We start from the raw sequence: 25,326 nt of genomic DNA, 5'->3' as shown, positions 1-25,326 counted from the left end.
TAGGAACGATATTAATAGGCAAGTAAAGCTTAGTAAATCAAATGAATTTTCAATAACCTGCGATCGCGTTCTGCAAAACTGAGGATAGCCCAAAAGCTGCTGTCACTACAATGCAGTGTTAAACTACTCCATCTCAACGATCTGCTAATCTAGCGTTGTTGAAGAGTTAAAAAATAATAAATGGAAATTAGTAATCTGTTTACAGCAGGTGGCGTGGTTATGTGGCCTCTGCTGGCGTTCTCTTTGTTAGGGGTGGCGCTGATTATCGAGCGGATCATCTTTTGGGTAAGAATAAATAATCGGCAAAATAAGGTAGTGCGAGAGGTGTTACAGCTTTATCGCCTTGATAATGTAGTTAGTGCTTTAGATAAGTTGCAGAAAAATGCTGATTTACCCATTGCTCGAATTTTTTTAGCAGCTTTAGAATTGGAGGAGCCGACACCAGAGGAATTTCGTTTGGCATTAGAAAGCGAAGCACAAGCCGAAATTCCTTTACTCAAGCGATCGCAAAATATTTTTGAGACAATTATTGGTCTTGCGCCCCTATTAGGACTTTTAGGAACTGTATTAGGATTAATTAACTCCTTTGCTTCTCTAAATATCGGAGATGTGGGAGGTAGTAAAACAACAGGTGTAACATCTGGAATTAGTGAAGCTTTGGTATCCACAGCATCAGGGTTGGTAGTAGCAATCTTTACACTTCTATTTGCTAATACCTTCCGGGGACTCTACCAGCGACAGATTGCCTGGATTCAAGAATATGGCGGACAGTTAGAATTACTCTACCGCCGTCGCTATGAAAAAGGAGATAAATCATATCTGCCGAATAGATGAAGCAAAACTGGGTAATTGTCAATTAGTAATCGGTAGTTAGGATTAGTTCATTATTTGTTACCGATTTTGCTCTAAAACTTTTTAACTCTAATAGTATTCTAAAATGACTAATAGCTTTGTTCGCTACAGTTATTGAGGAAATATTTCATGATTATTTGGGTAAATGAGCAAATTGATCCGTCTGGGATGATTCATGCCTGTATTGCCACTTGTAATGAATCTCAAGCTAAAGAGTGTCATGATTCCTTTCAGAATAATTTGACCGAGAGGCAAAAGGCAGCAGGTTGGGTAGCGCAATTGCGGACAGTTGATTCTTGGGATGAAGTGCCGGTGAATTCTTTAAAACTCAATTAACTGAGTGCTATAGAAATTAGCCTGTATAGCTGAAGTACCTCCTGGCAGACATAATTACTTTTGTCATTTTCTGCTTACTCCAACCTGCTTTGCTTTTTTGGGATTTTGCTCGAACATATTTCATCTGCGTAGGTGTAGCCCGCCATAGGCATCGCTTGTCTACCACACGCTGTATCTATGCCAATTCCGAGAGCGATCGCAGCAAATTCTATGAGAACAGGTTAATAAAGGATAAAATTCAGATTAAATTTTTCAAATTATTATTAACTACTTCTAAAAAAAGTAACATATTATAGGGAAATGATGATTTTTCTTAACTTTTAAGAGGTATCATCTATAGCGTAGATTAAATTAAAAAATTTGTATAAGCCGAATCAATTTAGTGAACTATCCCAAAGTTTACACTTCGGAGGAAGCCTGTCCCATTAATTTAGTTGGCGAAACAGGACAAGCGGTTCAAATTTCCATTCATCCTCCCAGTCAATATATCTGTGCCAACTGCGAACGGATATTACCAGATTGGAAACGGCAGCCATTTTTACGAGTAGTGATTGTATTACAGCAATCGCGTTATCAATTAGTCGAAAAGACGGCAGAAGTAGAGTCAGAGAAAGAACGCTTACGAGAAAAGTTTATGAGATTTGGCTGTGATTTAGCATTTAATTTGCGCGATCGCGGCTATTTAACTGATCTGATTGACCCTCGTACAGGCTATCCCTTGCTTTCTCATCCCGGAGCAATTCCTCACGACGACACAGCAGTTGTCAAAGCTTTGCTCAATTATCCAGTGATTCAAAATCAATGCCGTGTGTTAGTTCATCCCGATTGGGGTGCAGCAGTTTATCCTAGTATTTTGATATCAGAAGCTCCTCCAATTGCGATCGAATGGGTTACAAAAGGTATAGCATCTATGCATGGGTGGAAAGAAATTAATTATTAGTCATTGCAGGGTAAGCGCATCTAATTTTGTAGTTAAACCTGAAGGGGCGACACGCACCTCATATTTCAAGCGCTGCAAAGGTTTGACTGAATTATGGTAAAAAAATATAGTTCAATTATTGTCAAGAAGACCAATAAGCTTGAAAATTTGACCTCCATTGGATCAAACTAAGTTAGAAAATCAACTCTTAGAGTCCAATTGTTGTTTTTAAATCTGCTGATTAATATACTAAAAGATATTAAAAAAGTCAGTATTAATATTTTTTAGCTATTTTCAAGTTTTTATTTATTCTAAATATAGTTATGATGTATTTTTTACCTATAGTTATTAACTATTAACTTTTTATAGACTCCGAATCGCAATTTCCAACCCTTCACATACACGAGTAAGAAAATCTAAATCCAAAGTAGCGATCGCATCACTTGCTTTGTGATAATGTGGATTTCGCAAGAATGCCGTATCTGTCACCATCATTGCCGGATAACCCAAATCCCAGAATGGTGCATGATCGCTAAGTCTGGTTTGAGGAACTATTAAACCTCGATTCGGCACGGGTAGCCATTGACTAGATACGCCAGCTTTGCGAATATTACGGCTCATCCCAATTAAGTCAGGCAATATCCGCAAGTTGCCAATTAAAGCAATAAAATCACCTGTATCTGGGTAAAAACGTTCTAGAGGACGAGGGTAACTTTGGGAACCAGGTGTAGAATCCTTATAGCCCAGCATTTCTAAGGATATCATTAAGCGTAGCTGTTGCTTTTGTTGATGCAACACAGCTGCATAGTCAGCACTACCCAGTAAGCCGTATTCTTCCATATCGAAAGCAACCAACCTTAAGGGATATCTGATAGGTTCAGCAGCAAACTTTCTCGCCAATTCCAGCAACACCGCCACACCTGTAGCATTATCATCAGCCGCAACTGTTCCCGGAACGCCATCATAATGAGCGCCAATTAAAATTGGTAGCAAATTCTTTTTTTGCTCTCTGGCTTGGGATGGTAAATTTAATATCAAGTTATTGCAAGCTTTACCTCTAACTTTAAAGGTGTGGATTTCCACACTCCCCCATTGAGAAAATTGCTGGCGGATGTATTCTTGGACAAAAAAATGTCCAGCCGTTGCCATGTAAGGATCGCGTTCTCGCGCGATCGCACTCAGGGAAGTCTGTAATCGCTCTGTTAAATTCAAATCTTTTAAGTAGTAGCAATAATATGAGAATTTTCAGGCACTCAAAAAAGCAAAGCAAGCATTATTAAGGTTAACTTACCAATTTGCAGATAACTTAAATAGAAGTAGGCGGATATCTAGAATTGAGGCTGCTTGGGCACACCAACCATCTCAATGCTATCCTAGTCTTGCAACTATCTCCTCTAGCTGCACTTCTTAGCTTACTGCCTTAATGATGAGTATTATACATTGAGGTGTTTTTATCTTGTAGCACAAAGCTAGAGGTAGTTCCGCCCAATCATAATAAATATATAAGACACTTTAGGAGAAGAGTAACGCATGGGCAAGGTAGTCGGCATCGACTTGGGTACAACCAACTCAGTAGTCGCCGTTATGGAGGGTGGCAAGCCGGTGGTGATTGCCAATGCAGAAGGAATGCGAACAACCCCCTCCGTAGTTGGCTTCAGCAAAGAAGGTGAAAGGGTGGTTGGGCAAATGGCACGGCGACAAACCGTCCTCAATCCCCAAAATACCTTTTTTGCAGTTAAACGCTTCATTGGGCGGAAGTATGGTGAACTTAATGCAGATTCTAAGCGTGTGCCCTACACCATCCGCAAAGACGAAGTAGGTAATATTAAAATTGCCTGTCCTCGTCTGAATAAAGATTTTGCCCCAGAAGAAATTTCGGCAATGGTGCTGAAGAAATTGGCAGACGATGCTAGTCGCTATTTGGGTGAACCAGTCACAGGGGCAGTGATTACAGTACCCGCCTATTTTAATGATTCTCAACGGCAGGCAACCCGCGATGCTGGCAGAATTGCTGGTTTAGAAGTGCTGCGGATTCTCAATGAACCGACGGCGGCATCTTTGGCTTATGGATTAGATCGGGGTGACACGGAAACTATCTTAGTCTTTGACTTGGGCGGTGGCACTTTTGACGTGTCGATTTTAGAAGTAGGCGATGGGATATTTGAAGTCAAAGCTACTAGTGGCGATACGCAACTTGGTGGGAATGACTTTGACAAAATAATAGTCGATTGGTTAGCAGAGCAATTTCTGGAAGTCGAAGGGGTAGATTTAAGACGCGAGAGACAATCTTTACAACGCCTGATGGAAGCTGCGGAAAAGGCAAAAATTGAACTTTCCTCTGTCAGCGTTACCGATATTAACTTACCTTTTATTGCTGCCGATCAGGAAGGCCCCAAACATCTGGAAACTCGTCTAACGCGTTCCCAGTTTGAAGGCTTATGTGGTGATTTAGTAGGGCGCTTACGGACACCCGTGAAACGCGCCCTCAAAGATGCCGGACTTTCACCTAGAGATATTGAAGAAGTTGTGTTAGTTGGCGGTTCTACACGAATGCCAATGGTAAAGCAGCTTGTGCGCGACTTAATTGGCACAGAACCCAACGAGAATGTCAATCCCGATGAAGTCGTGGGAGTAGGCGCAGCAATTCAAGCCGGAATTCTGGCAGGTGAACTCAAAGATGTGCTGCTTTTGGATGTTACACCCCTATCTATGGGATTGGAAACCATCGGCGGCGTGATGAAAAAACTTATTCCCCGCAATACGACAATTCCAGTCCGCCGTTCTGACATTTTTTCTACGTCTGAAAATAACCAAAACACTGTAGAAATTCACGTAGTTCAGGGCGAACGGGAAATGGCAGCAAACAACAAGTCTTTAGGGCGGTTCAAGCTCTATGGCATCCCACCAGCGCCACGAGGAATTCCTCAAGTTCAAGTGTCATTTGATATTGATGCTAATGGTATTTTACAGGTAACAGCCTTAGATAGAACCACTGGGCGAGAACAGAGTATCACCATTCAAGGCGCTTCCACCTTGAACGAGTCGGAAGTGAATCGAATGATTCAAGACGCTCAGAAATACGCCGATGTCGATCGCGAACGTAAAGAGAGAATAGAAAAGCGGACTCGTTCTGAGGCGTTGATTTTCCAAGCAGAACGACAACTTAGAGAAGTCGCACTGGAATTTGGTATGCAGTTTGCCCGCAGCCGCCGCCAAAGAATTGATAATATTTGCCGACAACTAAAAGAAAGTCTTCAGGAAAATAGCGATCGCGGTATCGATCAAGCCTACGCCGACTTGCAAGATGCTCTCTATGAGCTAAATCGGGAAGTCCGCCAGACTTATGCTGAAGATGAAGACGATGACTTGTTTGGGACTATCCGTGACATCTTTACTGGCGGTGATAAAGAACGAGAACGCGAATCTCCCAGAGATACATATCGAGAACGCGACTCATACAGTAAAGACTATGGCAAAGATTACGGTAAAGACTATGACAGAGATTATAGCCGCGATAATCGTTCTTCCTCTTATGAAAGCCGTCCTCCCCGCAAATCCCGCCCCAGCTACCAAGATAACTGGGATGATGAAGAAGACAATGATTGGTTATAAGAAAAGTTAGGAGTTAGAAGTTAGGAGTGAAAAATAAATCTTTCAACTCATAACTCCTAACTCATAACTCCTCTCTCCTAACTCATAATTAATCCAAAATCTAAAATCTAAATTTAAATAACTGAACTATGCAAAATTTGCCGAACTTTCGCGATTACTACGAGATTTTAGGAGTATCTAAAGATGCCTCTGGTGAGGAAATTAAAAAGGTTTATCGGCGGTTAGCAAGGCAATATCATCCCGATCTTAATCCGGGTAACAAAGAATCTGAGGAAAAATTTAAGGATATCGGTGAGGCTTATGAAGTTCTTTCCGATCCAGCCAAGCGATCGCAGTACGACCAGTTTAGCCGCTACTGGAAGCAAAAAGGCTTTGCAGGCAACAAACAAACGCCAAAGGCTAAAACTTGGCAGAGTAATCCTAGCGATCGCAACGGGAATCAGGATGTAGATCCCAGCCAATTCTCCGACTTTGAAAGCTTTATTAATCAAGTTATCGGCGTTAAAAATAAGAGTGCGGCAAATAACTCCAGTAATGGCAATAATAGCGATCCGTTTCGTTCCCCCAGAACAAAAGTTGCCTACACAGTTAACACTCCACCTCGGACAACGCGTCGAGATATAGAAGCCAGATTAACGCTTCCACTAGAAAAAGCTTATCAAGGTGGTAATGAACGGATTCGTTTGGAAGATGGGCGATCGCTAGAAGTTAATATGCCTCCAGGGATGGTAACAGGTCAAACTATTCGTTTACGGAATCAAGGCGTTGGTGGTGGCGATCTATACTTAAAAATTACCGTTGAACCTCATCCATTATTTAAATTAGAAGGTTTAAATATCGTCTGCCAAGTACCTGTTACTCCCAGCGAGGCAGTTTTAGGAGGACAGGTAGAAGCACCTACTCTTGATGGCCCTGTGAAAATGACCACCCCTCCCGGAGTTAGGTCTGGTCAAAAATTTCGACTAGGGAATAAAGGCTATCCCAGTGATGACGGTAAACGTGGCGATCAATTAGTAGAAATTCAAATAGTTACACCGAAAAATATTAGTCAAGAAGAACGAGAACTTTACGAAAAGTTACGGCAAGTTGAAACCTTTAAACCCCGTGCTGATTTAATCCGTTAGGGATAAAGTATGAATCTTAATAAAACGTGAGTTCGACGGAACTAATAAATACAAGAGTGAGAATGCGCCCGACAGTTGTGACAAAGATTAATTGGTGTGGAATCGATAAAGGTAGTTGAGCAAATTCATACATAGCAAGCTTTTTGTGCTTTCCTATCCGTCGAACTCACATGAGGTTAACATCGCACGGTTTTGTAGCCGAGTCAGGAGGGTGACTTCCTCGCTTAGGCATCCATCTAGCAAGTGCCAAAATATTTTCACTACTTCTCGGTAAGTTTTTTACATTTTATCTACAATGACGCTTTAATCAGCCTTTTAGGGAACACTAAACCACAGTGTAACAAAACGGTAGTGACAAAACGCTATCTTATATCGTTTGTTTAAACCTTTTAGATTCATTTTTCCACAAGCTAGACAGAGCCGTTTTTGTCAACAAAATATTGAGCGATCGCTCCCCGTTGCGATTGGCATTATCATTTCAATTGTAGTTTTGTTACTTTGGCAGAATTTACTAATATATCAGCACACTGAGATTACCCATTTAATTGCTCAGGAGGCGGCGGCTGTCAAAACTGGGTTAAGCAGCCGACTTGACGGCCGCATTCTCGCCTTAGAACGGATGGCGAAGCGGTGGGAAGCCAGTGGAGGTACTCTTCGGCCAGTATGGGAAGTTGATGCAGCCAATTATTTGAAGGATATTAAAGGATATCAGGTGATCGAGTGGGTTGATTCCACTGCTCATGTCCGTTGGATTGCTCCTCTAAAAGGGAATGAATCGGCGCTCAATCTAGACTTGAGCCAGAGTGCCCAACCACGAACTGCACTCTTAACCGCTCGCAATATAAAGCAAACAACCTTGACTCGCACCCTAGAACTGACACAAGGTGGCAAGGGCTTTTTGGTATGTGTTCCTTTGTATGTTGGGGAACGTTTCGATGGCTACCTTGTTGGAGTTTTCCAAATACAATCACTCCTTGATCGCATCCTACCAAAACAAGTTACTCAGAATTATCAGATTGCAATTTTTGATGAGGATGAACTCATCTACAGGCATGGATCTGCGTCTCTAGCAGCTTCGACTTGGGCACAGAAGGTAACTATTAATCTGCATGGCATTAGTTGGCAAGTTCAGATTATCCCTAGTTCAGCTTTCTTACAACAAAAGCGATCGCTACTTCCCATACTTGTCCTGATTGGAGGTCTTTTTATTGCGTGGACTTTAGCCTTGACTCTGTATTTTGCTCAAGCTGTGAAATCGCATAGTCGCCGTATTGAGTTCATCAACCAGGAACTCGATCTCAAAATATCTGAACTTCAGCAAACAGAGATTAATCTCCAGTCAACTATGACACTCCAGCAAGCCATCTTTGATAGTGCCAACTACACCATTATCTCCACTGACACCAATGGCACGATTTGCACCTTTAATGCGGCGGCTGAACAATGGTTAGGATATACTGCTGCTGAAGTGATTGGCAAAACAACTCCTGCCATCCTTCACAAACCAGATGAAGTTGTGCAACGAGCCGCAGAGCTATCACAAGAACTCAATCGTCAAATTGCACCAGGGTTTGAGGTTTTTGTTGCGAAAGCACATCTGGGACAAATTGATGAGCGAGAATGGACATACATTGCTAAAGATGGTTCTCGCTTTCCAGTACTGTTGTCGGTAACTGCACTGTACGACCGGACAAATAACCTGAACGGATTTCTAAGTATTGGTACTAACATCACAAGGCGTAAACAAGCTGAACAGTCGCTACAAAAAACGCTACGTGAATTGGAATTTCAGAAATTTGCCCTCGACCAGTCAGCGATCGTTGCAGTCACAGATCATCGCGGAATCATTACCTACGTCAATGATAAGTTCTGTGAACTCTCCCAATACACGAGAGAGGAATTGATTGGACAAACCCATCGATTAATTAAATCTGACTATCATCCACCCGCTTTCTTTAAGCAACTCTGGTCAACAATCGCTACTGGTAAGGTTTGGCGAGGAGAAATTCAAAACCGAGCAAAAGACGGTTCTTCTTATTGGGTTGATACGACGATTGTGCCCTGCCTAGATGATAATGGCAAATCCTTCAAGTATTTAGCAATCCGTTTTGATATCACTCCAATCAAAAAAGCAAAAGAGGAACTGCAAGAAAGCGAAGCAGCTATAAGATCGTTGCATGAAATTACATCTGCCCACTATCTTAATTTTGAGTTGCGCCTTCAAAAGCTACTCACGATGGGATGCCAAGTATTTAATCTGGAGTTTGGGATTTTGGGGCGGGTAGAAAATAGCCGCTATGAAGTGATGGCTGCTCAATCGCCCAATAATACCCTGAAGAGAGGCGATATTTTTGATATTAAACAGACTCTATGCAGTGAAGTTTTAGATACAAATGAACCTCTCACGATTGAACATACAGGAGCTTCTAGATGGCATAACCATGCCGCTTACACTGCATTTGGCATGGAGTCTTACATTGGAACGCGAGTTTTAGTCAGAGATCAAGTTTATAGTACCCTCAGTTTCTCTAGCTATGCTCCTCGTACAGAACAATTCAAATCTGGTCATAAAGAACTGCTCAAGCTAATGGCGCAGTGGATTAGGAGCGAAATCGAGCGCCAGCAGGCAGAGGAGATATTACAAAAGGAACGAGAGTTCCTCAAAGTTCTGCTGGACAATGTGGGAGCAGGGATCGTGGCTTGTAATGCTGATGGCATTTTGACGCTTTCCAACCGAACCTTACAGGAGTGGCACAATTTACCAGAACAACTCATCTCAGCAGAAGAATGGGTGCAGTGCTACGATCTTTATTTGGCTGATGGTAAAACTCCGATGCCAAAGGAGGATAGTCCACTATTTCGAGCTTTGCAAGGAGAGCAAGTCCATGATCTAGAAATGGTGATGATTCCAAAGTATGGGTCAGCACGGACCTTAATCGCAGGTGGACAAGCCATTATCGATGCTCAAGGGCGACAATTAGGTGCAATTTGTGTCCTAAATGATATTAGCGATCGCAAAGCCCTTAAGCAGGAACTAGCCCAAAAACAACAGCTACTAGACGCATTTATTGCTAGTGCGCCTGTTGGGATCACGCTGCTTGATAGCCAATTACGTTTTCTGGTGATCAATGAAGGATTGGCAGAAATTAATGGAGTCTCCGCAGCCGAGCATTTCGGCAAAACACCACGGGAAATTGTCCCTGATTTGGCACCCCAGCAGGAGCAAATATTCCAGCACGTTTTGACTACTGGGGAATCTGTTCTCGATTTTGAAGTTAGTGGAAAAACTGCCAAATTTCCAGGTGTAGAGCGAACTTGGTTAGCTTCTTACTTTCCCATTCAATCTGGAACAAGCCAGCCGATAGGAATTGGAATTATTTTTGTCGAAATTACCGATCGCAAACGAGCCGAGTCAGCCCTACGGGAAAGTGAAGAACGCTGGAAATATGCTCTCGAAGGAAATGGTGACGGGATTTGGGACTGGAATGCCCAAACTAATAAGGTATTTTTCTCTCGACGCTGGAAGGAGATGTTGGGATTTACCGACGATGAAATTGGCAATGATTTAAGCGAATGGGACAAGCGAGTTCATCCTGAAGATAAAGCCAGGGTAGACATCGAGATTGAAAAGCATTTTCGAGGGGAAGTTCCACAGTATGTCAGTGAACACCGCCTTTTGTGTAAGGACAGTACATACAAGTGGATTTTGGATCGCGGCTTGGTTATGAAGCGTAATGAAGACGGTAGTCCTTTGCGGCTACTGGGAACTCATACTGATATCAGCGATCGCAAACGAGCCGAAGCGGAATTGCAGCAAATGAGTACTGCCCTGGAAAACGCAGTCGCAGGGATGTCAAGAATTGATGCACAGGGACGTTACATCGCTGTTAACCGAGTCTACGCTACCATTGCAGGCTATCAACCTGAAGAGATGTTAGGGATGGAGTGGCAACAAACCGTTTATCCTGACGATATTGAACATATGATAGATGCCTATCATCAAATGCTCAGGGATGGCAGAGTAGAAGCTGAAGCCAGAGGAATTAAAAAAGACGGGACTATTTTTTATAAGCAGGTTGTGATGATCTCTGCTTACGATGAACAGCAGCAATTTGTTGGGCAACACTTCTTCATGAAAGATATCACCGATCGCAAGCAGACTCAAGAAGCGCTAAAACAGCAGCTTCTACAAACCGTTCTGCTCAAACAAATCACTCAGCAAATTCGTCAAAGCCTTGACACCAAAAAAATCTTTCAGACGGCTGCCATTCAAATTGGACAAGCATTTAAAGTAGATCGCTGTCTAATTCACTCTTACATTAGCGACCCCAGTCCGCGAATTCCCGCAGTGGCCGAGTATGTTGTTCCTAGTTACAGCTCCATGCTGAAATTTGAGCTTCCCATCGCTGGCAATCCTCATGCCGAGAAAATCATCGCACAGGATGAGGCGGTCGCTTCAAATGATGTGTACGCCGACCCTTTACTCCAAGGAATGCAAACAATTTGTCGAAACCTGGACTTAAAGTCCATGTTAATAGTCCGCACCTCTTATCAAGGAAAAACAAATGGGATCATCGGAATCCAACAGTGCAGCCATTTTCGCGAATGGACTCTAGAAGAAATTGAATTATTGGAAGCAGTTGCAGCGCAAGTGGGTATCGCCTTGGCACAGGCATATTTGTTAGAGCAAGAAACTATGCAACTAGAAGAACTCACCTGGAAAAACTGGGCCTTGAAGCAGGCAAAACTGGAAGCAGAAGCTGCAAATCGGGCCAAAAGTGAATTTTTGGCGATGATGAGCCACGAAATTCGCACTCCAATGAATGCCATTATCGGGATGACAGGGCTGCTGCTAGATATGGGACTCGCTCCCGAACAACACGATTTTGTAGAAATTATCCGCAGTAGCAGTGATTCCTTGCTGACTATCATCAATGATATTTTGGACTTCTCGAAGATTGAGTCCGGTAAATTAGATTTAGAGGAATATCCTTTCAACCTCCGCTATTGCATAGAAGAAGCTTTAGATTTATTAGCTCCTCAAGCTGCGGCTAAAAATCTAAATTTAGCTTACCTAATTGATGCCCAAACCCCAAGCACCATCATCAAAGATGTGACGCGAGTCCGACAAATTCTAGTCAATTTGATAGGTAATGCCATCAAATTCACCGCAGTTGGGGAAATTGTAATTTCTGTAACGGTCAAACAAGTAATCAGCAAAGACGAATACGAAATTCAATTTGCTGTTAAAGATACAGGCATTGGCATACCCCAAGAACAGATGGAGCGACTATTTAAGCCTTTTAGCCAAGTCGATGCCTCAATGACTCGCCAATATGGCGGTACTGGATTGGGTTTAGCAATTAGTAAGCGCTTATGTGAAATGATGGGTGGCAGCGTGTGGGTTGAGAGTTCTGTGGGAGTTGGCTCAACATTTTATTTCACACTACTTGCTCACTCAACTTCTAGTAGCGAAAACATTGACCTTGGGGTTGTTCAACCAAATTTAATCGGAAAACGCCTGTTAGTGGTCGATGACAATGCTACTAACCGACAATTGATTAGCCTACAAGCCGCTAATTGGGGAATGTTGGTTCACTCACTGGAGTCAGGTTTGTCAGCTTTGGAATTGATTAATTCAGGTGAACAATTTGATATCGCCGTTTTAGATATGCGGATGCCAGATATAAACGGTTTAACTCTGGCAGAACATATTCGCTCCTTAGCAAGCTGTCAAAACCTGCCTTTAGTAATGCTGAGTGACGTTGAAAGATTAATCCAGAAAGAGCATGAAGAAAAACTAGGCTTAGTTGCTATCTTAAGTAAACCAATAAAGCGATCGCAGCTTCATAACATATTCATCCATACCTTATGCAACGAAAAAATTTTTATATCACCAACGAAATCATTTCCACCAACATTTTATTCTCAGCTGAGTGAAAAGCTGCCATTACGGATTCTCTTAGTGGAAGATGTTTCTTTAAATCAGAAGGTAGCCCTACTCATGTTAGAGCGGATAGGCTATCGTGCTGACACTGCGAATAATGGATTAGAAGTGCTGTTAGCTTTACGCCAACAATCCTATGATTTAGTCTTCATGGATGTGCAAATGCCAGAAATGGACGGGTTGGAAGCTACTCGGAGAATTTGCCAGGAATGGCCAGACAACAGCCGACCTTGGATTATTGCCATGACCGCTCATGCCATGCAAGGCGACAGAGAAGAATGCCTTAGTGCCGGGATGAATGATTACATTAGCAAACCTATCCGTATGGAAGCTCTCGTCGAAGCTTTCAAAAACTATCAAATTTTGCAGCCATCAGCTAATGAAAATCAAAACTTAAAGGTTTTTGTTAAAAAGGATGAGCAAGGTTCTCAATCGGAAATAGAACAACAAGTAATCCTAGCTCCAGCGATCGATGCCGAAACCTTTCAAGCCTTAAAAGATATGGTAGGTGATACTGAAATTTTGGTGGAGTTTATTGATAACTATTTAGAAGATGCGCCACAAAGGTTATTGGCTATTCATAACGCAATTGACAAAAAAGATGCTACTGAGCTTCGTAGTGTTGCTCATTCCCTGAAATCTTTGAGTGTGACTATCGGCGCTATGGCTTTTGCCGAATTGTGCCAAGAATTAGAAACGATGGGTCGTACTGGTACTACACTCAGTGCTTCTACTTTAGTTCCAGAACTCGAAACAGAGTATCAAAGGGTAGAAGCTGCTTTATTATTACATCCTAATAGGTAAAATGATTAATTACGATTTTCAAAATAACCCACCTTTAGTTCTTGTTGTCGATGATGAGAGAGGCTTGCGATTAGTGCTGCATCGAGCTATGGAGAAAGAAGGATATCGAGTTACCGAAGCCTGTAACGGTCAACATTGTTTAGATATTTGTCAACAGCAAGTGCCAGATATAATTTTGTTAGATGCGATGATGCCAGGCTTGGACGGCTTCAGTTGTTGTGCTCAGATGCAAACGCTTCTAGGTGATAATTGTCCTCCGATTTTAATGATTACTTCTCTCGACGATCAAGAATCTGTTGACCGAGCTTTTGAAGCAGGTGCAACAGACTACATCACAAAACCAATCGATTGGAGTCTACTTAGTCAGCGAGTCAATCGCTTGCTGACATCAAGATGGGCGATGGCAGAACTGCAACAAAAGATTCAACGAGAATGCTTGCTGACAGCACAGATAGAAGTTGCAAATCGCGATTTGCAACGCCTCACTTCTATAGATAGCGTAACTAAAATTGCTAATCGTTACTACTTTGATGAATATTTAGAACGCGAATGGAAGCGCTTGCAAAAGTATAAATTATCTCTTTCTTTGATTTTGATGTGTGTTCACTTTCCCAAGGCTAATGATGAGTATCAAGCTAGAGATGGATATATGCGCCAAATTGCTGACATTCTAAGTAAATCCAAGCGGCGGGGAGCGGATTTCGTAGCCAGTTTTGATGTTGACAAATTCGCTATAGTTTTGCCAAATACTCAAGCTGAAGAAACTTTACAGATTGCAGACAATATTCTGTCTGCTGTAAAATCTATTAACATAGCCAATGATAATTCAAAAACCGACGAATTTATCAACTTCAGCTTAGGTGTGACAAGTGTTATTCCTAGCTTGGAACTATCTCTAAAGAAGGTAATTAGCATAGCAGAAAAAGCTCTTTTACAAGCAAAATTAGCTTCAGGCGATCACATTGTTATTTTAAACCCACATTCCGCACTTCAATTTGAAGTATAAAGAAATGAGAGTTAATAAAAATGCAAAATGCCAGCCCACAGAATTTTTACCCCATTTCACTAATCCTTTAAATGCAAGAGTGACAATGCGTCCGACAGTTGTGACAAACATTAATTAGTACTGCGTAACGCTTCTAACTTGAGTTTTTGCAGTTCTTCCTCAAGGCGCTGGAGTTCATCTATCATCTGCTGAAACGCTTGCGCTTCATGCACCACAATCTCAGCTTTCCCATTTACCGTTAGTACAAGCGGGGACTTTGTTGCCTTGATCTTCTCTACGTAATCTTTGGCATTGCGCTTGAAGTCGGTAAGAGTTTGAATATTTTCGAGATTAATTTTGATGTGCATCGCATCTAATTAAATGCTTTATTAAGATATCTTATCAAATGCTAGACCTGCTGTGTCTTCTCCAATTCATAAAGGATTTAAAATATAAAAAATATCTTTGAGCAAAGTGACTCAAACAGATGTGAATCAAAACGGGGCAATGCCACAAAGCAGCGAACCAACTTATTACTCCCTGCTAGGACTGCATCCCTGGGCATCGGTAATTGACATTCGTCGTGCTTATCGGCAACTGAGCAAACTCTATCATCCTGATACTACAGACTTGCCGACTGCGATCGCCACTCCTAAATTTCAGCAAATCAACGAAGCTTACGCCACCCTTAGCCATCCAGAACGCCGGTTAAGCTACGATTTCAAAATTGGCTATTCCCGTTTTGGAGTGATTCAACCACCCCCTGATTTGAATCATCCCGTCTCGTATTCTCATGACTGGTCAAAATCAGCTTACCTCGATGCGAGCGATCGCCCCTTATCATCTGGCGAAATCTTTGCTTTATTTATGCTAGTGTTAACATTTGTAGGTTGTCTGTTATTAGCAGTTGCCATTGGCTTAACTCGTGGCGAGGCTGCAATCCATTCTCATTTGCTGCAACCAACTACATCTGTACAACAGCAGATTATCTATATGTCGCAACTAATTACCTATCTGATCATTAAAAATTAAACAATTCCCTAATCCAAAATCTAAAATTCCTATGGCTCTTCTTCCCTCTGATACTCCCCTATATAATCATCCCCTGCCACAAATTGAGCAGTGGCTAAAAGACCAAGGCTGTCAACAAGACGAAACACAAAGGCATTGCTGGCGTGTACAGCGACCTAGTTGGCAAGCTGAATTATGGCTTGATGTTGAGCAAATTGTCGTGCGATATGTCCAATCTGGGGAAAATGGACAAGATATCCAACGCTCATTCAAGTATTCTCTTAGTCGGGATGATGTAGAACAAGCTGTCTTTTCTGGGCCATAAGGAAGTGCTTATGTAATATTGGTAGAGCTTCCAATGAGCCTGTTACAGGGCAGCAACCCTGTAACGAGAATTATGTATCAGAGTTTGTTACCAATGCTTTAGGAGTAAGTTCGCTACAAATTTCCAGTAGTCTATTAACAGCACGCGTAGCTGAAAAGTTTTCCGCAACGTATTGGCTGGACTGAAAACCCCGGTTAATTGCTTCCTCTGGATTATCTAAGCAGTCTCGCATACATTTGGCTAATTCTTCTGCATCTTCATTTTCAAAAAATAGGCTGTGCGGCCCTGCCACTTCTGACAAGCCTCCCATTTTTGAGACAATCGAGCAGGTTTGAACGCTAGAGGCTTCTTGCACTACGTAAGGTGCTGGATCTTGCCAACGAGATGGAGCAATTAAAGCCAAAGCATCTTGAACTTTTAGAAGTACTTCTTTTTGAGGAACTTTACCTAAAAAATTAACTTTGTTGGCAATTCCTAAATCAGACGTTAGCTGTTTTAATTCCTGAAATTGTTCGCCATCGCCAATAATAGTAATTTTAAATTCTTTATTTTCATCTTGTAAAATCCGCGCTGCTTTTAATAAAATATCTACGCCTTTGTCTGTAGCTAATCTACCGACAAAAATAAAATTATATGGCTGAGATAAATTTTCTAAAGTTTTAAGCTGGTTTTCCGACTTGATTTCAATGGGATTATATAACGTATCAACTGACCAAGGAAAAGCAGAAGATTCTCCTAAAAAGTTACTACAAGCTGTATGATAATCGGCTAAGAAGGCAGTAGAAAGCCGGGTGATTAGGCGTGCCCATTTGACAAAAGTGTGTAATTTCCACTTTAATGGATAATTAGCTTTCGGCAATGTGTGTTTAAATTCAGCTTTTAAACGTTGCGTCAACTTCATCTGCTCATAACTAGTATGAGTAGATTGATAAAAGGAATAATGGTATTTAATAATTATCTTTTTTCGCAAGGCTTTACATAATAAAGTAAACAATAAGTCATTGGAATTCATGTGTACTATATCTGCCCAAACAATATGACTAAACCATTTTGCGAGATTATCTTGTCTAGTAGAAATAGTTTTAACTTCAATTAATCTAGCTTCCAACTCAGGAATAATAGAATAAATGTAAGTTAAAACTCCACTAATTTCATTGTCGTAATGACGGTGTTGAATTAATATTTTCATACATCAGGTATGGGAAATTTTGTATTTATGGGACTTGTGGTTGAGCATAACTATGAAACAAGTATTTCACTTTGCTCAGAATCAACTTGGTGTCTAAGAGGATGTTTGAAAAGTCCTCTTGTTGGTAGCAAAACGTTCTAAATATCCCTAAATCCCCCGATAAATTGGGGGACTTTAATTCCGGTTCCCCCCTTAAAAAGCTACGGTGTATACACAAGTCGAGTTGGGAATCAAATGGACAGAAAAGAACGGATCTACTTATATGCAGAAAGTTGGGAAAAGGACTTTTCCCGATAGTTATAGTTATATAATTCCCGCAGATGCTGCTAAAGTACCATTCTCTTCGCCACGGGCTAAAAGTTTAGTTTGACAGTAGCGAGTAAAATTATCATCAATTTGAAATACCTGCCGAGCAGCCTGAGTATTACCTAAACAGGAACCAAAAGCCATTATCCCCGACTTGACTTCGTAGCGTCTACTCGCCGCTCGATTCGATTTTTGACGATTGCTCCAAATTCAATGCGTTGAGTGCAATCCGTCGCAGCAATCACAAATTTTATTGAGCATGACTAGTACCGCAAGGCAGAATTAAAAATTAAAAATGAATACTTTCAATACTAAAAATAATTTGTAATGTCTACTTTAATCATATATTTTATGTGTGCGATCGCGCATTGGGAGTCAAAGTAATTAAATCGTCAATATTGCGCTTCATTGTTTCACAAATTGCATCTAATGGTAAATCATTAGCGTCATAACCAAAGGGGTTTTCTATCTCTAAGCCAATGGCTTCAATGCCAAACAAAGTAAACCCAACCAAAGCAGAAACTAAACCTGTCCACCAACCGAGACTGTCTACTATTTGAAATGGTAGCAAAAAGCAATATAGTATCAGTAATTGCTTCAAATGAATAGCATAAGCAAGCGGCATAGGTGTTTTTAAAATACGTTCGCAAGCACCTAAATTATCCACAAGACTATTCAATAATTCTTGCAGAGATGTTAGCTGGTAGCTATTAAGACAATTACGGTCGTACTGTTGCTGTAAATAATCTCCTATCCAAAAGGCAACCTCTATAGGAGGATTATTCATAATCTTCAGTTTTATGTACTTAGTAGATGGCATTAAGTCTTTTAACTCGCTATTGACAGCTTCTCCTCGCAAATGTAGTTTAGTTGTTACAGCAAACGCTACCAATAAGTTTAATGCCGTAATTTTATTGTCTTTATCTTCTGGTGAAATTTCATCAACTGATACCCAAATTTGCCTCGCTAAATTTCGGACGTTATTTACTATAGAACCCCAGCATTTTCTCCCTTCCCAAAATCGCTCATAAGCAGTATTTGTACGAAATACAAGTAACAAACCTAAAACAATACTAGGAATCACATTTACTAAAATAGGCTGGGATACAGGTTTTTCAAAATAGTGAAGCAGAGAAATTAAAAATCCGAAAGCTCCACACCATAAAACATGTTTGAAAATTGCTTTCATTACTGAACCTTTAGGTTGTAATGCTGTGCGGAACCATTTGATTTTTTCGTTCATCATGTATTCACCCTAATAAAATATTTATTGAACCGATATGTTCAGTATTTGTTAGCTTAAAAACAAGCATTATAAAAAATGTATAGACATAACTTATTTGGTTATGTCTTTTTTATTGTCATTAGTCTCAAAACGTTGAATTTCAATCAAATAACCATCAGGATCGCGGAAAAAGCAATGGTAAATATTGTACTTTTGATTTAGTGTAGGTGAATTTTCAAATTCGACGCCACGTTCTTTGAGATATTCAAACCATTCATCCACTTGCTGTGTTACTAGAGTAAAAATAACACTTGATTGCTTATCGGTTGGAGGACTTAATTTTTCGCTTGCTTGACACAATCCTAAGTATCCAGAACCAGTAACAGTATAAATTCGGCAGGTTCCTTGGTCAAGCCATAACTTCAAACCTAGTTTTTGTTCGTAGAATTCTGTAGATACATGGAGGTTATGGGTAGAAAAGAAGGTAATTTGCTGGTCTATTTGCGGATGAGTAGACATAAAACACATTTGAGTATATACCCTAACGACATCGGGCGATCGCAGATGTAAAAATTGATTGATGTTAGAAACCTGTTACTGCTCCAGAATGCCTTAAGTGCATCTGGAGTTTCTTTTTGGAATAAACCCATTAAAATTTTCCCAATCATCCTGATATGCCAAAATATGACTGAATAAGGATGCATACTGAATTATCTATATTTAACACGGGCATCACTTATTGATGTACCCTTCCTACCAAACAACTCTCGCAAAACAGCCTCAGCTTATCTGGGGCTGTTTTGCGTTACTTCTCACAGAGAAGGTGTGTAAATGAGAATCCTCAAACACTTTTATCTGCATTTGAGTGTATACCCTGATGACGTAGGATTTTCTCAGGGTGAAAATTTGGTATAGGTAAATGCGTATCTTTCCTGACTCCAGATTTGCCACAAACACTTCTGGAGTTTTTTCATTACTGGAGTTTGAAATCAGCAGTTTCGCACCGGAAACTAGTCTAAACTCAAGTGAATATTTGATTTTTCTATAGATTGCTAGAATGAAAAAGCAAAATAGTACTTGAATAAGTAAGAAGTACAATTGATATTTTGTAAACTTAGTCATAAAAGTGAGTCTTTACAATCAAGACAAAATAGTTAAGCGATCGCACTTCCAATTTTGACTAAATCAAAGTGCAATCGCACTAAATATAAATGTTTATTTCGTTGTATACGTCACAAAAATATCCTTTTTCATTTCAACCTCTGCTGGGGCATCTGGATTATAAGCTGGTGATAATAAAAAACTAGCAAACGACGGTAAAGGAACTCCAGTTTTAGAACTACATGAGGGATAAAATAATGTGTAAAATGGCTCGGCGACAGAAGGAGTACTAAGTTTAACATCCATCGCAGTTGCTAAAGCCTGAGCGCGGCTTTGAGCATCTTTCATCGCTGATTGATAAACTGAACTCTGCAAAGCCTGACAGTCATTTACTGCATACTCAACACCCACACTCTTGACAGAAAGGTTTTCAATCTGGCTCGTGGACTTGTTCGCTGTAGCAACAATTTCTTGAACGCGATCGCGCGTTGGTTTTTCTAGTCTCACCAATATCTTGGCGTTATTTTCACTGGCATTAGGGTTAATTTGCACTTGAATTTTATCAGCCCTAATGCCTTTAGCAACTAAGCTATCCACTACAGGCTGAAGAGTTGCTTTAGTTAGGGATTTTTTGTTTGGTAAAGGTTCTGCTGCTGTTTTGTAATTAAAAACTAAAGTTGGTGAGGCAGCCCGGTCTTGTTGTTCCAACAAAGAGGGACTGCCGAACCCGGAGGGTGAGGATATGCGGCGGGTTTCGGGTAGAGATGATGGTTGCGTTTGTAACTCATCATTGCTACCTCCACTACTGAATACCAACTCAATATCCGCTGTATCTGCTGGCACTCTTACTACCCCTTGACCTATTACCATTAATGAATGGCGATCGCTTGCTGGTGGGTAAAACAACTGGGCATTAGTGACTTTAGGTGTTAATGCTCCCACCCCGACAGTCACGGAAATACTTAGCATTAGAGCAGTTATTTTTCTCATATCCTGGGAATATCCTTTTAACTTAGTAATTGTCAAATTTTACACCTCAAGAGGAATCTACTTAAAAAAATATTGAGCTAATCCCACAGCCTTTAGTCGTGGGATTAGCTCAAAAATTCAAAATTCACTGCGGGCGTTATGATATCTCAGCAGAGAGCCAAATCTCGTTAGAACTATTAACCAAACCAATGAGAAGGTTCACAAGCGGGTTGAACTGTTTCACAAACACGATGGCTAATCCAATCTGACTTTTCTTGAACAATTAGACAAATACCTTGGTGAATCAAATTCTGTAAATGTAGTTGCTGTTCTAAGGGTTTACGAGGCAATTTATAATAAGCCAAGCTTCCTGGTTCAGCCTCTGCTGGAATCTGTTCATCAGACATGACGCTGTAAAAGGAGGGAATGCGGTTGAGAACGAAAGTAATTAGCTCTTGGCGTAAATCAGGAATCGCAAAGGCTTGTTGATATGGATGGGATGGATATGTATTCAAAATACTTTCAATTTCTCCCACTATTGATTGTTTTGTTAAATTTACTACCGTTTTCATGATTTTTAAACTCCTTTTTTACTCAAGTCAATACTTGGTGGAGAAAATAACTTTTTTAGATGGCAATGTCTTAATTAAAATCAGTTAACTTACTTTTAACTGATAGATGCAATCTCCCTGAGAATAGCCTCTTATCTTGATACAATCTCAGACATTTAGCTTTGCTTATTTTAGTTAAAGTTTATACTGCTTCACAGCCTGACTTATTAAAACAGCGTCCAATCAGCTGGTAATTTACCGACATTTTATATTTATAATCCTAATTATTTAAAATTTCTGCCATTTTGGTATAAATCTACATAAAACGCAGCATTAATGCTAGGGGATCAAAATTAACAATGATCAAACAACTTGAATTAGGAACAAGTTTTTCATCAAGTTAAGCGTTTAGGGTAATTGACATCACTTTTTAGGTTTGCGACAAAACTTGCTATTTTATCTAAAAAACTTATCTGTTGCACTTTGATTTAGTCAGTTATAAAAATCCCGACTCACTATAGTGCAAAATCAGTCTAGCGACAGATGAAATGATCAGGTAAAAAAGTTTAAAAAGTTCACATTGTCAAAAGGTAAATGACGTAACTGATTATTAATTTCATCAGCCGCAGCTAATCCAGAAAGCATCGCACCTTCTACAAGATTGCCGCCACACCAATCACCGCAGCAAACTAAAGGTAAGGGAGTTTCGGTAGACAAAAAAGCTTCGTGCCAAGGACGGCTAGGAAAGGCGTAACGCCAACGATGTACTTGCATCCATTCGGGAGTATTCAGCCAAGGAAGGGACAGAGATTCAGCTGCTCGTTGCAAGATATATTGTCCGGCAGGTTGTAAATCCTGTGATTCTAGATGACGTTGGGCAAAATCAGCGCTACTTTGCACCACGAAATGTGGTTGTTGAGGGTTAGGACGCTTGCTACTGTCTAAACCAATCCATGCTAAATCAGCATCATTCACAAAAGTTAGGGCTTTCCACTGAGCGAGGGGTTGAGATGTGAGAGGATATCCAGCGATCGCACTAATCGAAGGATAAAATTCTACAGAACGCAAGTTATCAAGAAAAACTGCATCCAATCCACTTTCACTCAAAGGTTCCAACAGCATCACAGCTTGGGGTGCAGGAATGGCGACAACTATAGCTTTTGCAGTTAATTCTTCATTGCTAGATTCCAGAGTGAGACGCCAGCTATTTTCGGGAGTTGGAGTAATAGCGATAACACGCTGATTCAGTAATATTTCTAAACCTGGGGCGAGGGATTTAGCGATCGCACTCATTCCCCCAGGTGCAACATAACGCGGACTGCGGTTTTTGGGTTCAGATAAAGGAACACCTGCTGTGAGTTCGTAAACCTCCTCTGTCCAAACTTCTAGGATATGGCGCGATCGCAATATCTCCACAAAACGTCCCAACAATTCACCCTTTGGCTTCAGGTAACAAGCCCCATGATCCGCCAAAGTTCCATGCAAGCGGCGTGTAGCTAGTCTTCCTCCCAAACCACGCGACTTTTCCACCACTACCACCGAATATCCAGCTTGACTTAACTGCTGGGCGCAGACTAAACCGGCAATTCCGGCACCAATCACTGCAATATCAGTCATGAGTCAATAGTCCCTAGTTAATTATGGTCATTAGTTATTGGTTATTATCAAAGGACAAAATTACTACTAATGACTGCTGAAAGCTAATAGTAGAATAAGGTACAGAAAGCTGCACGGAAGGGAGGAAGGGAAATTGGATGAAATGAGGGCGGCGCTAGAGTTAGCGACCGAAGAAGAATTGCAAGATTTAACGGCAATTCTATTTAGTCGTAAGTTCAATCCCTTAGACTATGTACACACACCCGAACCCATCGAAGTGCAAAGCCAAGACCGCAAAGCTTGGTTAGATGCACTAGAGGGCCGCTTTCGTTTTTTGGCAGCAGATGGGATGACAGTATTACGGGGACGTACAGGCCAAGTAACTTACCGACAAGCGTTAGTTCAAGTATGTAAGTATCTAAAAATTCCCTATTCTCATCAGCTGGCAACTATTGATTTAGAAGCAGAAGTATTTTTGCATCTACTAGGACAGGTGTGGAAAAAATTACCGGAACAGGAAAAGCAAAAATTGACTGTACAGGTGCAGCGTCAGCTGCTCAAATCAGAACTAAAACAACCCCTACCACTTTTATTACAACGTGACCCATTGGGTTTACTTTTCAAAGGCGGTAGTGCAATCGCGGTTACTTCTCTTCTTCAGCCACTTGTACTGAAGCAAATTGCCCGTCAATTTGCCATCCACTTTGCTACTTATGAAGTAGCCAAACAAGCGGCGATTACAGGCACAGAAGCAGCTGCAACGCAATTTCAAAGTTATGTAACGATGCAAATGGCGCAACGGGGTATGACAGTAAGTGCAGCTCGTTATGGGGCAGCCCGCACGATGTTTGCCGTAATTGGCCCAATGATGTGGACTTGGTTTATTGCGGATTTAGGCTGGAGAGCGATCGCTACTAACTATGGTCGAATTATTCCTACCATCTTCGCCTTAGCTCAAATTCGCCTCACTCGTGAGGAATGTTGGGAGCCAGCTTGAACAAAGTTTTTAACTATTTCAAGTCTCGTTGGCAATCTTCTTGGAACTACTCTCTATGGGCACTGTTAATCTTCCCATTGAGTCCTTTAGTGGGGGCTGTGACTGTAGGTTTTGTCTCATTAATAACTTGGCTGAAACAATCCCGCAAAATTAATCGCCGCCCCCTCAACTGGGGATTTGCCCTGTTGAGTGTATTACTGATCGTGAGTGCTGGGTTTGCCCAGGACAAAACAGCAGCTTTCCTCGGCTTATTTAATTTATTACCATTCTTTTTACTTTTCGCTGCCCATAGCGCTCTGATTCAAACATTTGCCCAATTGCGGCAAATGGCTTGGGCTTTAGTGATCGGTTCCATGCCAGTAGCAATTATGGGCTTGGGACAATTATTTTTAGGCTGGAGTTTCAAGTTCCAGTTTGTGTGGGTTGTGTTTAGTTGGACAATCAGACCAGGCGGAAACCCACCAGGTCGTATCGCTTCACTTTTCTTGCACGCTAATACCTTCGCAGCTTATCTAGTAATAGTTTTCATCCTTAGTCTAGGGTTATGGATCGAACAATGGCGATTAGGGATGAGTTATTGGGGATTGAGCATCAGAGGCAGAGGGGCAGAGGGGCAGAGGGGCAGAGGGGAAAGACTTACTGCGCTCTACTCTCCAGTTCCCTTTCTCTTCCTAACCTTGGCAGTGATTACAAATTTCATTGCCTTAATTTTCACCAACTCGCGTAATGGGTGGACGATCGCTATTTTTGCCTGTTTAGCTTATGCACTCTACCAAGGTTGGCGCATTCTTGTAGGTAGCGTTGCTGCAATCGTTTCTAGTGTGTTTTTGGCAGCTTTTGCTCCCTCAACAATCGCTCACATTTTTCGCTGGGTAGTTCCTGCCTTCTTTTGGGCAAGGTTAAATGACGATATGTATCCAGATAGACCAGTCGCTTTAATGCGAAAAACTCAGTGGGAGTTTGCCTGGTCTTTAGCTCAACAACATCCTTTGACTGGTTGGGGGTTACGTAGTTTTAGTACACTTTACCAAGCAAAGATGCAGATTCCCTTGGGTCATCCCCATAACTTGTTTTTGATGTTATCTGCTGAAACTGGTTTTCCCAGTGCTTTTTTATTTTGTGGCTTACTAGCTTGGATTTTGATTATCAGTGTCCAACTACTGCAAAAGTCAAAATATATAAATGCAGGAGACAAATTGATATTTTTCAGTTATCTTTTATCCTTTGTTGGGTGGATTTTATTGAATACAGTAGATGTAACCCTCTTCGATTTCCGTTTGAATGCGCTTTCATGGCTAATTTTGGCTGCTATTTCTGGAGTAGTATATCGCGATCGCGAAAAAGACAGGCTCGCGTCTCATCAAAATTAGCTATTAGTTTTTTCAGTGTATGCACTGGGGACATTGAGAGTTTTAAGTTAATAAGATTGTTACATTCACGTCTGTGAGTGTGACTAATACCTAATTAGTCACTGTTG

19 protein-coding genes and 1 pseudogene are annotated in these 25,326 nt (G+C 41.1%); 11 read left to right on the top strand and 9 right to left on the bottom strand.

What is annotated here, in order from left to right; translation table 11 throughout:
- Positions 1-180: 180 nt before the first annotated feature.
- The 3 genes from HWQ43_RS02430 to HWQ43_RS02420 all read left to right on the top strand — a co-directional run bounded on the left by HWQ43_RS02430 (position 181) and on the right by HWQ43_RS02420 (position 2,128).
- Positions 181-834, top strand: a complete 654-nt coding sequence (locus tag HWQ43_RS02430; RefSeq protein ID WP_292729758.1) for a MotA/TolQ/ExbB proton channel family protein — start codon at positions 181-183, stop codon at positions 832-834.
- Positions 835-981: 147 nt separating this feature from the next.
- A complete protein-coding gene (locus HWQ43_RS02425) occupies positions 982-1,188 on the top strand; it encodes a glycogen debranching protein (protein ID WP_292729756.1) in 207 nt (68 codons plus the stop codon).
- A 382-nt stretch (positions 1,189-1,570) separates the two neighbouring features.
- A complete protein-coding gene (locus HWQ43_RS02420; protein ID WP_292729753.1) occupies positions 1,571-2,128 on the top strand; it encodes a methylmalonic aciduria and homocystinuria type D protein in 558 nt (185 codons plus the stop codon).
- A gap of 342 nt (positions 2,129-2,470) precedes the next feature.
- Here the strand turns inward: HWQ43_RS02420 and HWQ43_RS02415 are convergent, their stop codons facing one another.
- Positions 2,471-3,319: a M28 family peptidase gene (locus HWQ43_RS02415; protein WP_292729751.1), complete on the bottom strand. Its 849-nt coding sequence runs from the start codon at positions 3,317-3,319 to the stop codon at positions 2,471-2,473.
- Positions 3,320-3,637: 318 nt separating this feature from the next.
- Here HWQ43_RS02415 and dnaK point away from each other — a divergent pair, with 318 nt between their 5' ends.
- The 4 genes from dnaK to HWQ43_RS02395 all read left to right on the top strand — a co-directional run bounded on the left by dnaK (position 3,638) and on the right by HWQ43_RS02395 (position 14,600).
- Positions 3,638-5,719, top strand: coding sequence for a molecular chaperone DnaK (dnaK, locus tag HWQ43_RS02410; RefSeq protein ID WP_292729748.1), 2,082 nt, complete (start codon positions 3,638-3,640; stop codon positions 5,717-5,719).
- Between the two features lie 128 nt (positions 5,720-5,847).
- Complete coding sequence (locus HWQ43_RS02405) at positions 5,848-6,843, top strand: J domain-containing protein (protein WP_292729745.1); 996 nt, start codon at positions 5,848-5,850, stop codon at positions 6,841-6,843.
- Between the two features lie 376 nt (positions 6,844-7,219).
- Entirely contained in the window at positions 7,220-13,594 is a 6,375-nt protein-coding gene (locus HWQ43_RS02400; RefSeq protein WP_292729742.1) for a PAS domain S-box protein, read from the top strand.
- 1 nt (position 13,595) lies between these two features.
- On the top strand, positions 13,596-14,600 hold the full coding sequence (locus HWQ43_RS02395) for a response regulator (RefSeq protein ID WP_292729739.1): 1,005 nt from the start codon (positions 13,596-13,598) through the stop codon (positions 14,598-14,600).
- Between the two features lie 125 nt (positions 14,601-14,725).
- On the opposite strand, the pseudogene HWQ43_RS02390 reads toward HWQ43_RS02395, so the two are convergent.
- Positions 14,726-14,947: pseudogene (locus tag HWQ43_RS02390) on the bottom strand (type II toxin-antitoxin system prevent-host-death family antitoxin); the annotation flags it as partial.
- 139 nt (positions 14,948-15,086) lie between these two features.
- Here HWQ43_RS02390 and HWQ43_RS02385 point away from each other — a divergent pair.
- Positions 15,087-15,611, top strand: coding sequence for a J domain-containing protein (locus HWQ43_RS02385; RefSeq protein WP_292729824.1), 525 nt, complete (start codon positions 15,087-15,089; stop codon positions 15,609-15,611).
- A 31-nt stretch (positions 15,612-15,642) separates the two neighbouring features.
- Positions 15,643-15,915 carry a DUF3143 domain-containing protein gene (locus tag HWQ43_RS02380; RefSeq protein WP_292729736.1) on the top strand — a complete coding sequence of 91 codons (273 nt, stop codon included), beginning with the start codon at positions 15,643-15,645 and terminating at the stop codon, positions 15,913-15,915.
- 70 nt (positions 15,916-15,985) lie between these two features.
- On the opposite strand, the gene HWQ43_RS02375 is transcribed toward HWQ43_RS02380, so the two are convergent.
- From HWQ43_RS02375 to HWQ43_RS02345, 7 genes are all read right to left on the bottom strand, one after another.
- Complete coding sequence (locus HWQ43_RS02375; RefSeq protein ID WP_292729733.1) at positions 15,986-17,104, bottom strand: glycosyltransferase; 1,119 nt, start codon at positions 17,102-17,104, stop codon at positions 15,986-15,988.
- A gap of 303 nt (positions 17,105-17,407) precedes the next feature.
- Positions 17,408-17,554, bottom strand: coding sequence for a hypothetical protein (locus HWQ43_RS02370; protein ID WP_292729730.1), 147 nt, complete (start codon positions 17,552-17,554; stop codon positions 17,408-17,410).
- A gap of 205 nt (positions 17,555-17,759) precedes the next feature.
- A complete protein-coding gene (locus HWQ43_RS02365) occupies positions 17,760-18,656 on the bottom strand; it encodes a bestrophin family protein (protein ID WP_292729727.1) in 897 nt (298 codons plus the stop codon).
- Positions 18,657-18,746: 90 nt separating this feature from the next.
- Positions 18,747-19,154 (bottom strand): VOC family protein, encoded by a 408-nt coding sequence (locus HWQ43_RS02360; RefSeq protein WP_292729724.1) that lies wholly within the window; start codon positions 19,152-19,154, stop codon positions 18,747-18,749.
- Positions 19,155-19,850: 696 nt separating this feature from the next.
- On the bottom strand, positions 19,851-20,762 hold the full coding sequence (locus HWQ43_RS02355; RefSeq protein ID WP_292729720.1) for an SIMPL domain-containing protein: 912 nt from the start codon (positions 20,760-20,762) through the stop codon (positions 19,851-19,853).
- Between the two features lie 140 nt (positions 20,763-20,902).
- Positions 20,903-21,277 carry a hypothetical protein gene (locus HWQ43_RS02350; RefSeq protein ID WP_292729718.1) on the bottom strand — a complete coding sequence of 125 codons (375 nt, stop codon included), beginning with the start codon at positions 21,275-21,277 and terminating at the stop codon, positions 20,903-20,905.
- A 531-nt stretch (positions 21,278-21,808) separates the two neighbouring features.
- A complete protein-coding gene (locus HWQ43_RS02345) occupies positions 21,809-22,873 on the bottom strand; it encodes an NAD(P)/FAD-dependent oxidoreductase (protein WP_292729715.1) in 1,065 nt (354 codons plus the stop codon).
- Between the two features lie 133 nt (positions 22,874-23,006).
- Between HWQ43_RS02345 and HWQ43_RS02340 the strand changes: the two genes are divergently transcribed.
- Positions 23,007-23,849 (top strand): YaaW family protein, encoded by an 843-nt coding sequence (locus tag HWQ43_RS02340; protein WP_292729712.1) that lies wholly within the window; start codon positions 23,007-23,009, stop codon positions 23,847-23,849.
- The gene (locus HWQ43_RS02335; RefSeq protein WP_292729709.1) at positions 23,831-25,219 is read left to right on the top strand and encodes an O-antigen ligase family protein; all 1,389 of its coding nucleotides are present in this window, start codon (positions 23,831-23,833) and stop codon (positions 25,217-25,219) included. Before HWQ43_RS02340 ends, HWQ43_RS02335 begins: the two co-directional genes overlap by 19 nt.
- Positions 25,220-25,326 lie beyond the last annotated feature (107 nt).

The organism is Nostoc sp. JL31 (assembly GCF_017114965.1).
Lineage (GTDB): Bacteria > Cyanobacteriota > Cyanobacteriia > Cyanobacteriales > Nostocaceae > Nostoc > Nostoc punctiforme_A.
This window is presented reverse-complemented; position numbering and strand designations above follow the sequence as displayed.

Bases quoted from the DNA above. Each gene is read 5' to 3' on its own strand.
- HWQ43_RS02430 (WP_292729758.1), top strand. From the start codon at position 181: ATGGAAATTAGTAATCTGTTTACAGCAGGTGGCGTGGTTATGTGGCCT.
- HWQ43_RS02425 (WP_292729756.1), top strand. From the start codon at position 982: ATGATTATTTGGGTAAATGAGCAAATTGATCCGTCTGGGATGATTCAT.
- dnaK (WP_292729748.1), top strand. From the start codon at position 3,638: ATGGGCAAGGTAGTCGGCATCGACTTGGGTACAACCAACTCAGTAGTC.
- HWQ43_RS02405 (WP_292729745.1), top strand. From the start codon at position 5,848: ATGCAAAATTTGCCGAACTTTCGCGATTACTACGAGATTTTAGGAGTA.
- HWQ43_RS02395 (WP_292729739.1), top strand. From the start codon at position 13,596: ATGATTAATTACGATTTTCAAAATAACCCACCTTTAGTTCTTGTTGTC.
- HWQ43_RS02385 (WP_292729824.1), top strand. From the start codon at position 15,087: ATGCCACAAAGCAGCGAACCAACTTATTACTCCCTGCTAGGACTGCAT.
- HWQ43_RS02380 (WP_292729736.1), top strand. From the start codon at position 15,643: ATGGCTCTTCTTCCCTCTGATACTCCCCTATATAATCATCCCCTGCCA.
- HWQ43_RS02375 (WP_292729733.1), bottom strand. From the start codon at position 17,104: ATGAAAATATTAATTCAACACCGTCATTACGACAATGAAATTAGTGGA.
- HWQ43_RS02370 (WP_292729730.1), bottom strand. From the start codon at position 17,554: ATGGCTTTTGGTTCCTGTTTAGGTAATACTCAGGCTGCTCGGCAGGTA.
- HWQ43_RS02365 (WP_292729727.1), bottom strand. From the start codon at position 18,656: ATGATGAACGAAAAAATCAAATGGTTCCGCACAGCATTACAACCTAAA.
- HWQ43_RS02360 (WP_292729724.1), bottom strand. From the start codon at position 19,154: ATGTCTACTCATCCGCAAATAGACCAGCAAATTACCTTCTTTTCTACC.
- HWQ43_RS02350 (WP_292729718.1), bottom strand. From the start codon at position 21,277: ATGAAAACGGTAGTAAATTTAACAAAACAATCAATAGTGGGAGAAATT.
- HWQ43_RS02345 (WP_292729715.1), bottom strand. From the start codon at position 22,873: ATGACTGATATTGCAGTGATTGGTGCCGGAATTGCCGGTTTAGTCTGC.
- HWQ43_RS02335 (WP_292729709.1), top strand. From the start codon at position 23,831: ATGTTGGGAGCCAGCTTGAACAAAGTTTTTAACTATTTCAAGTCTCGT.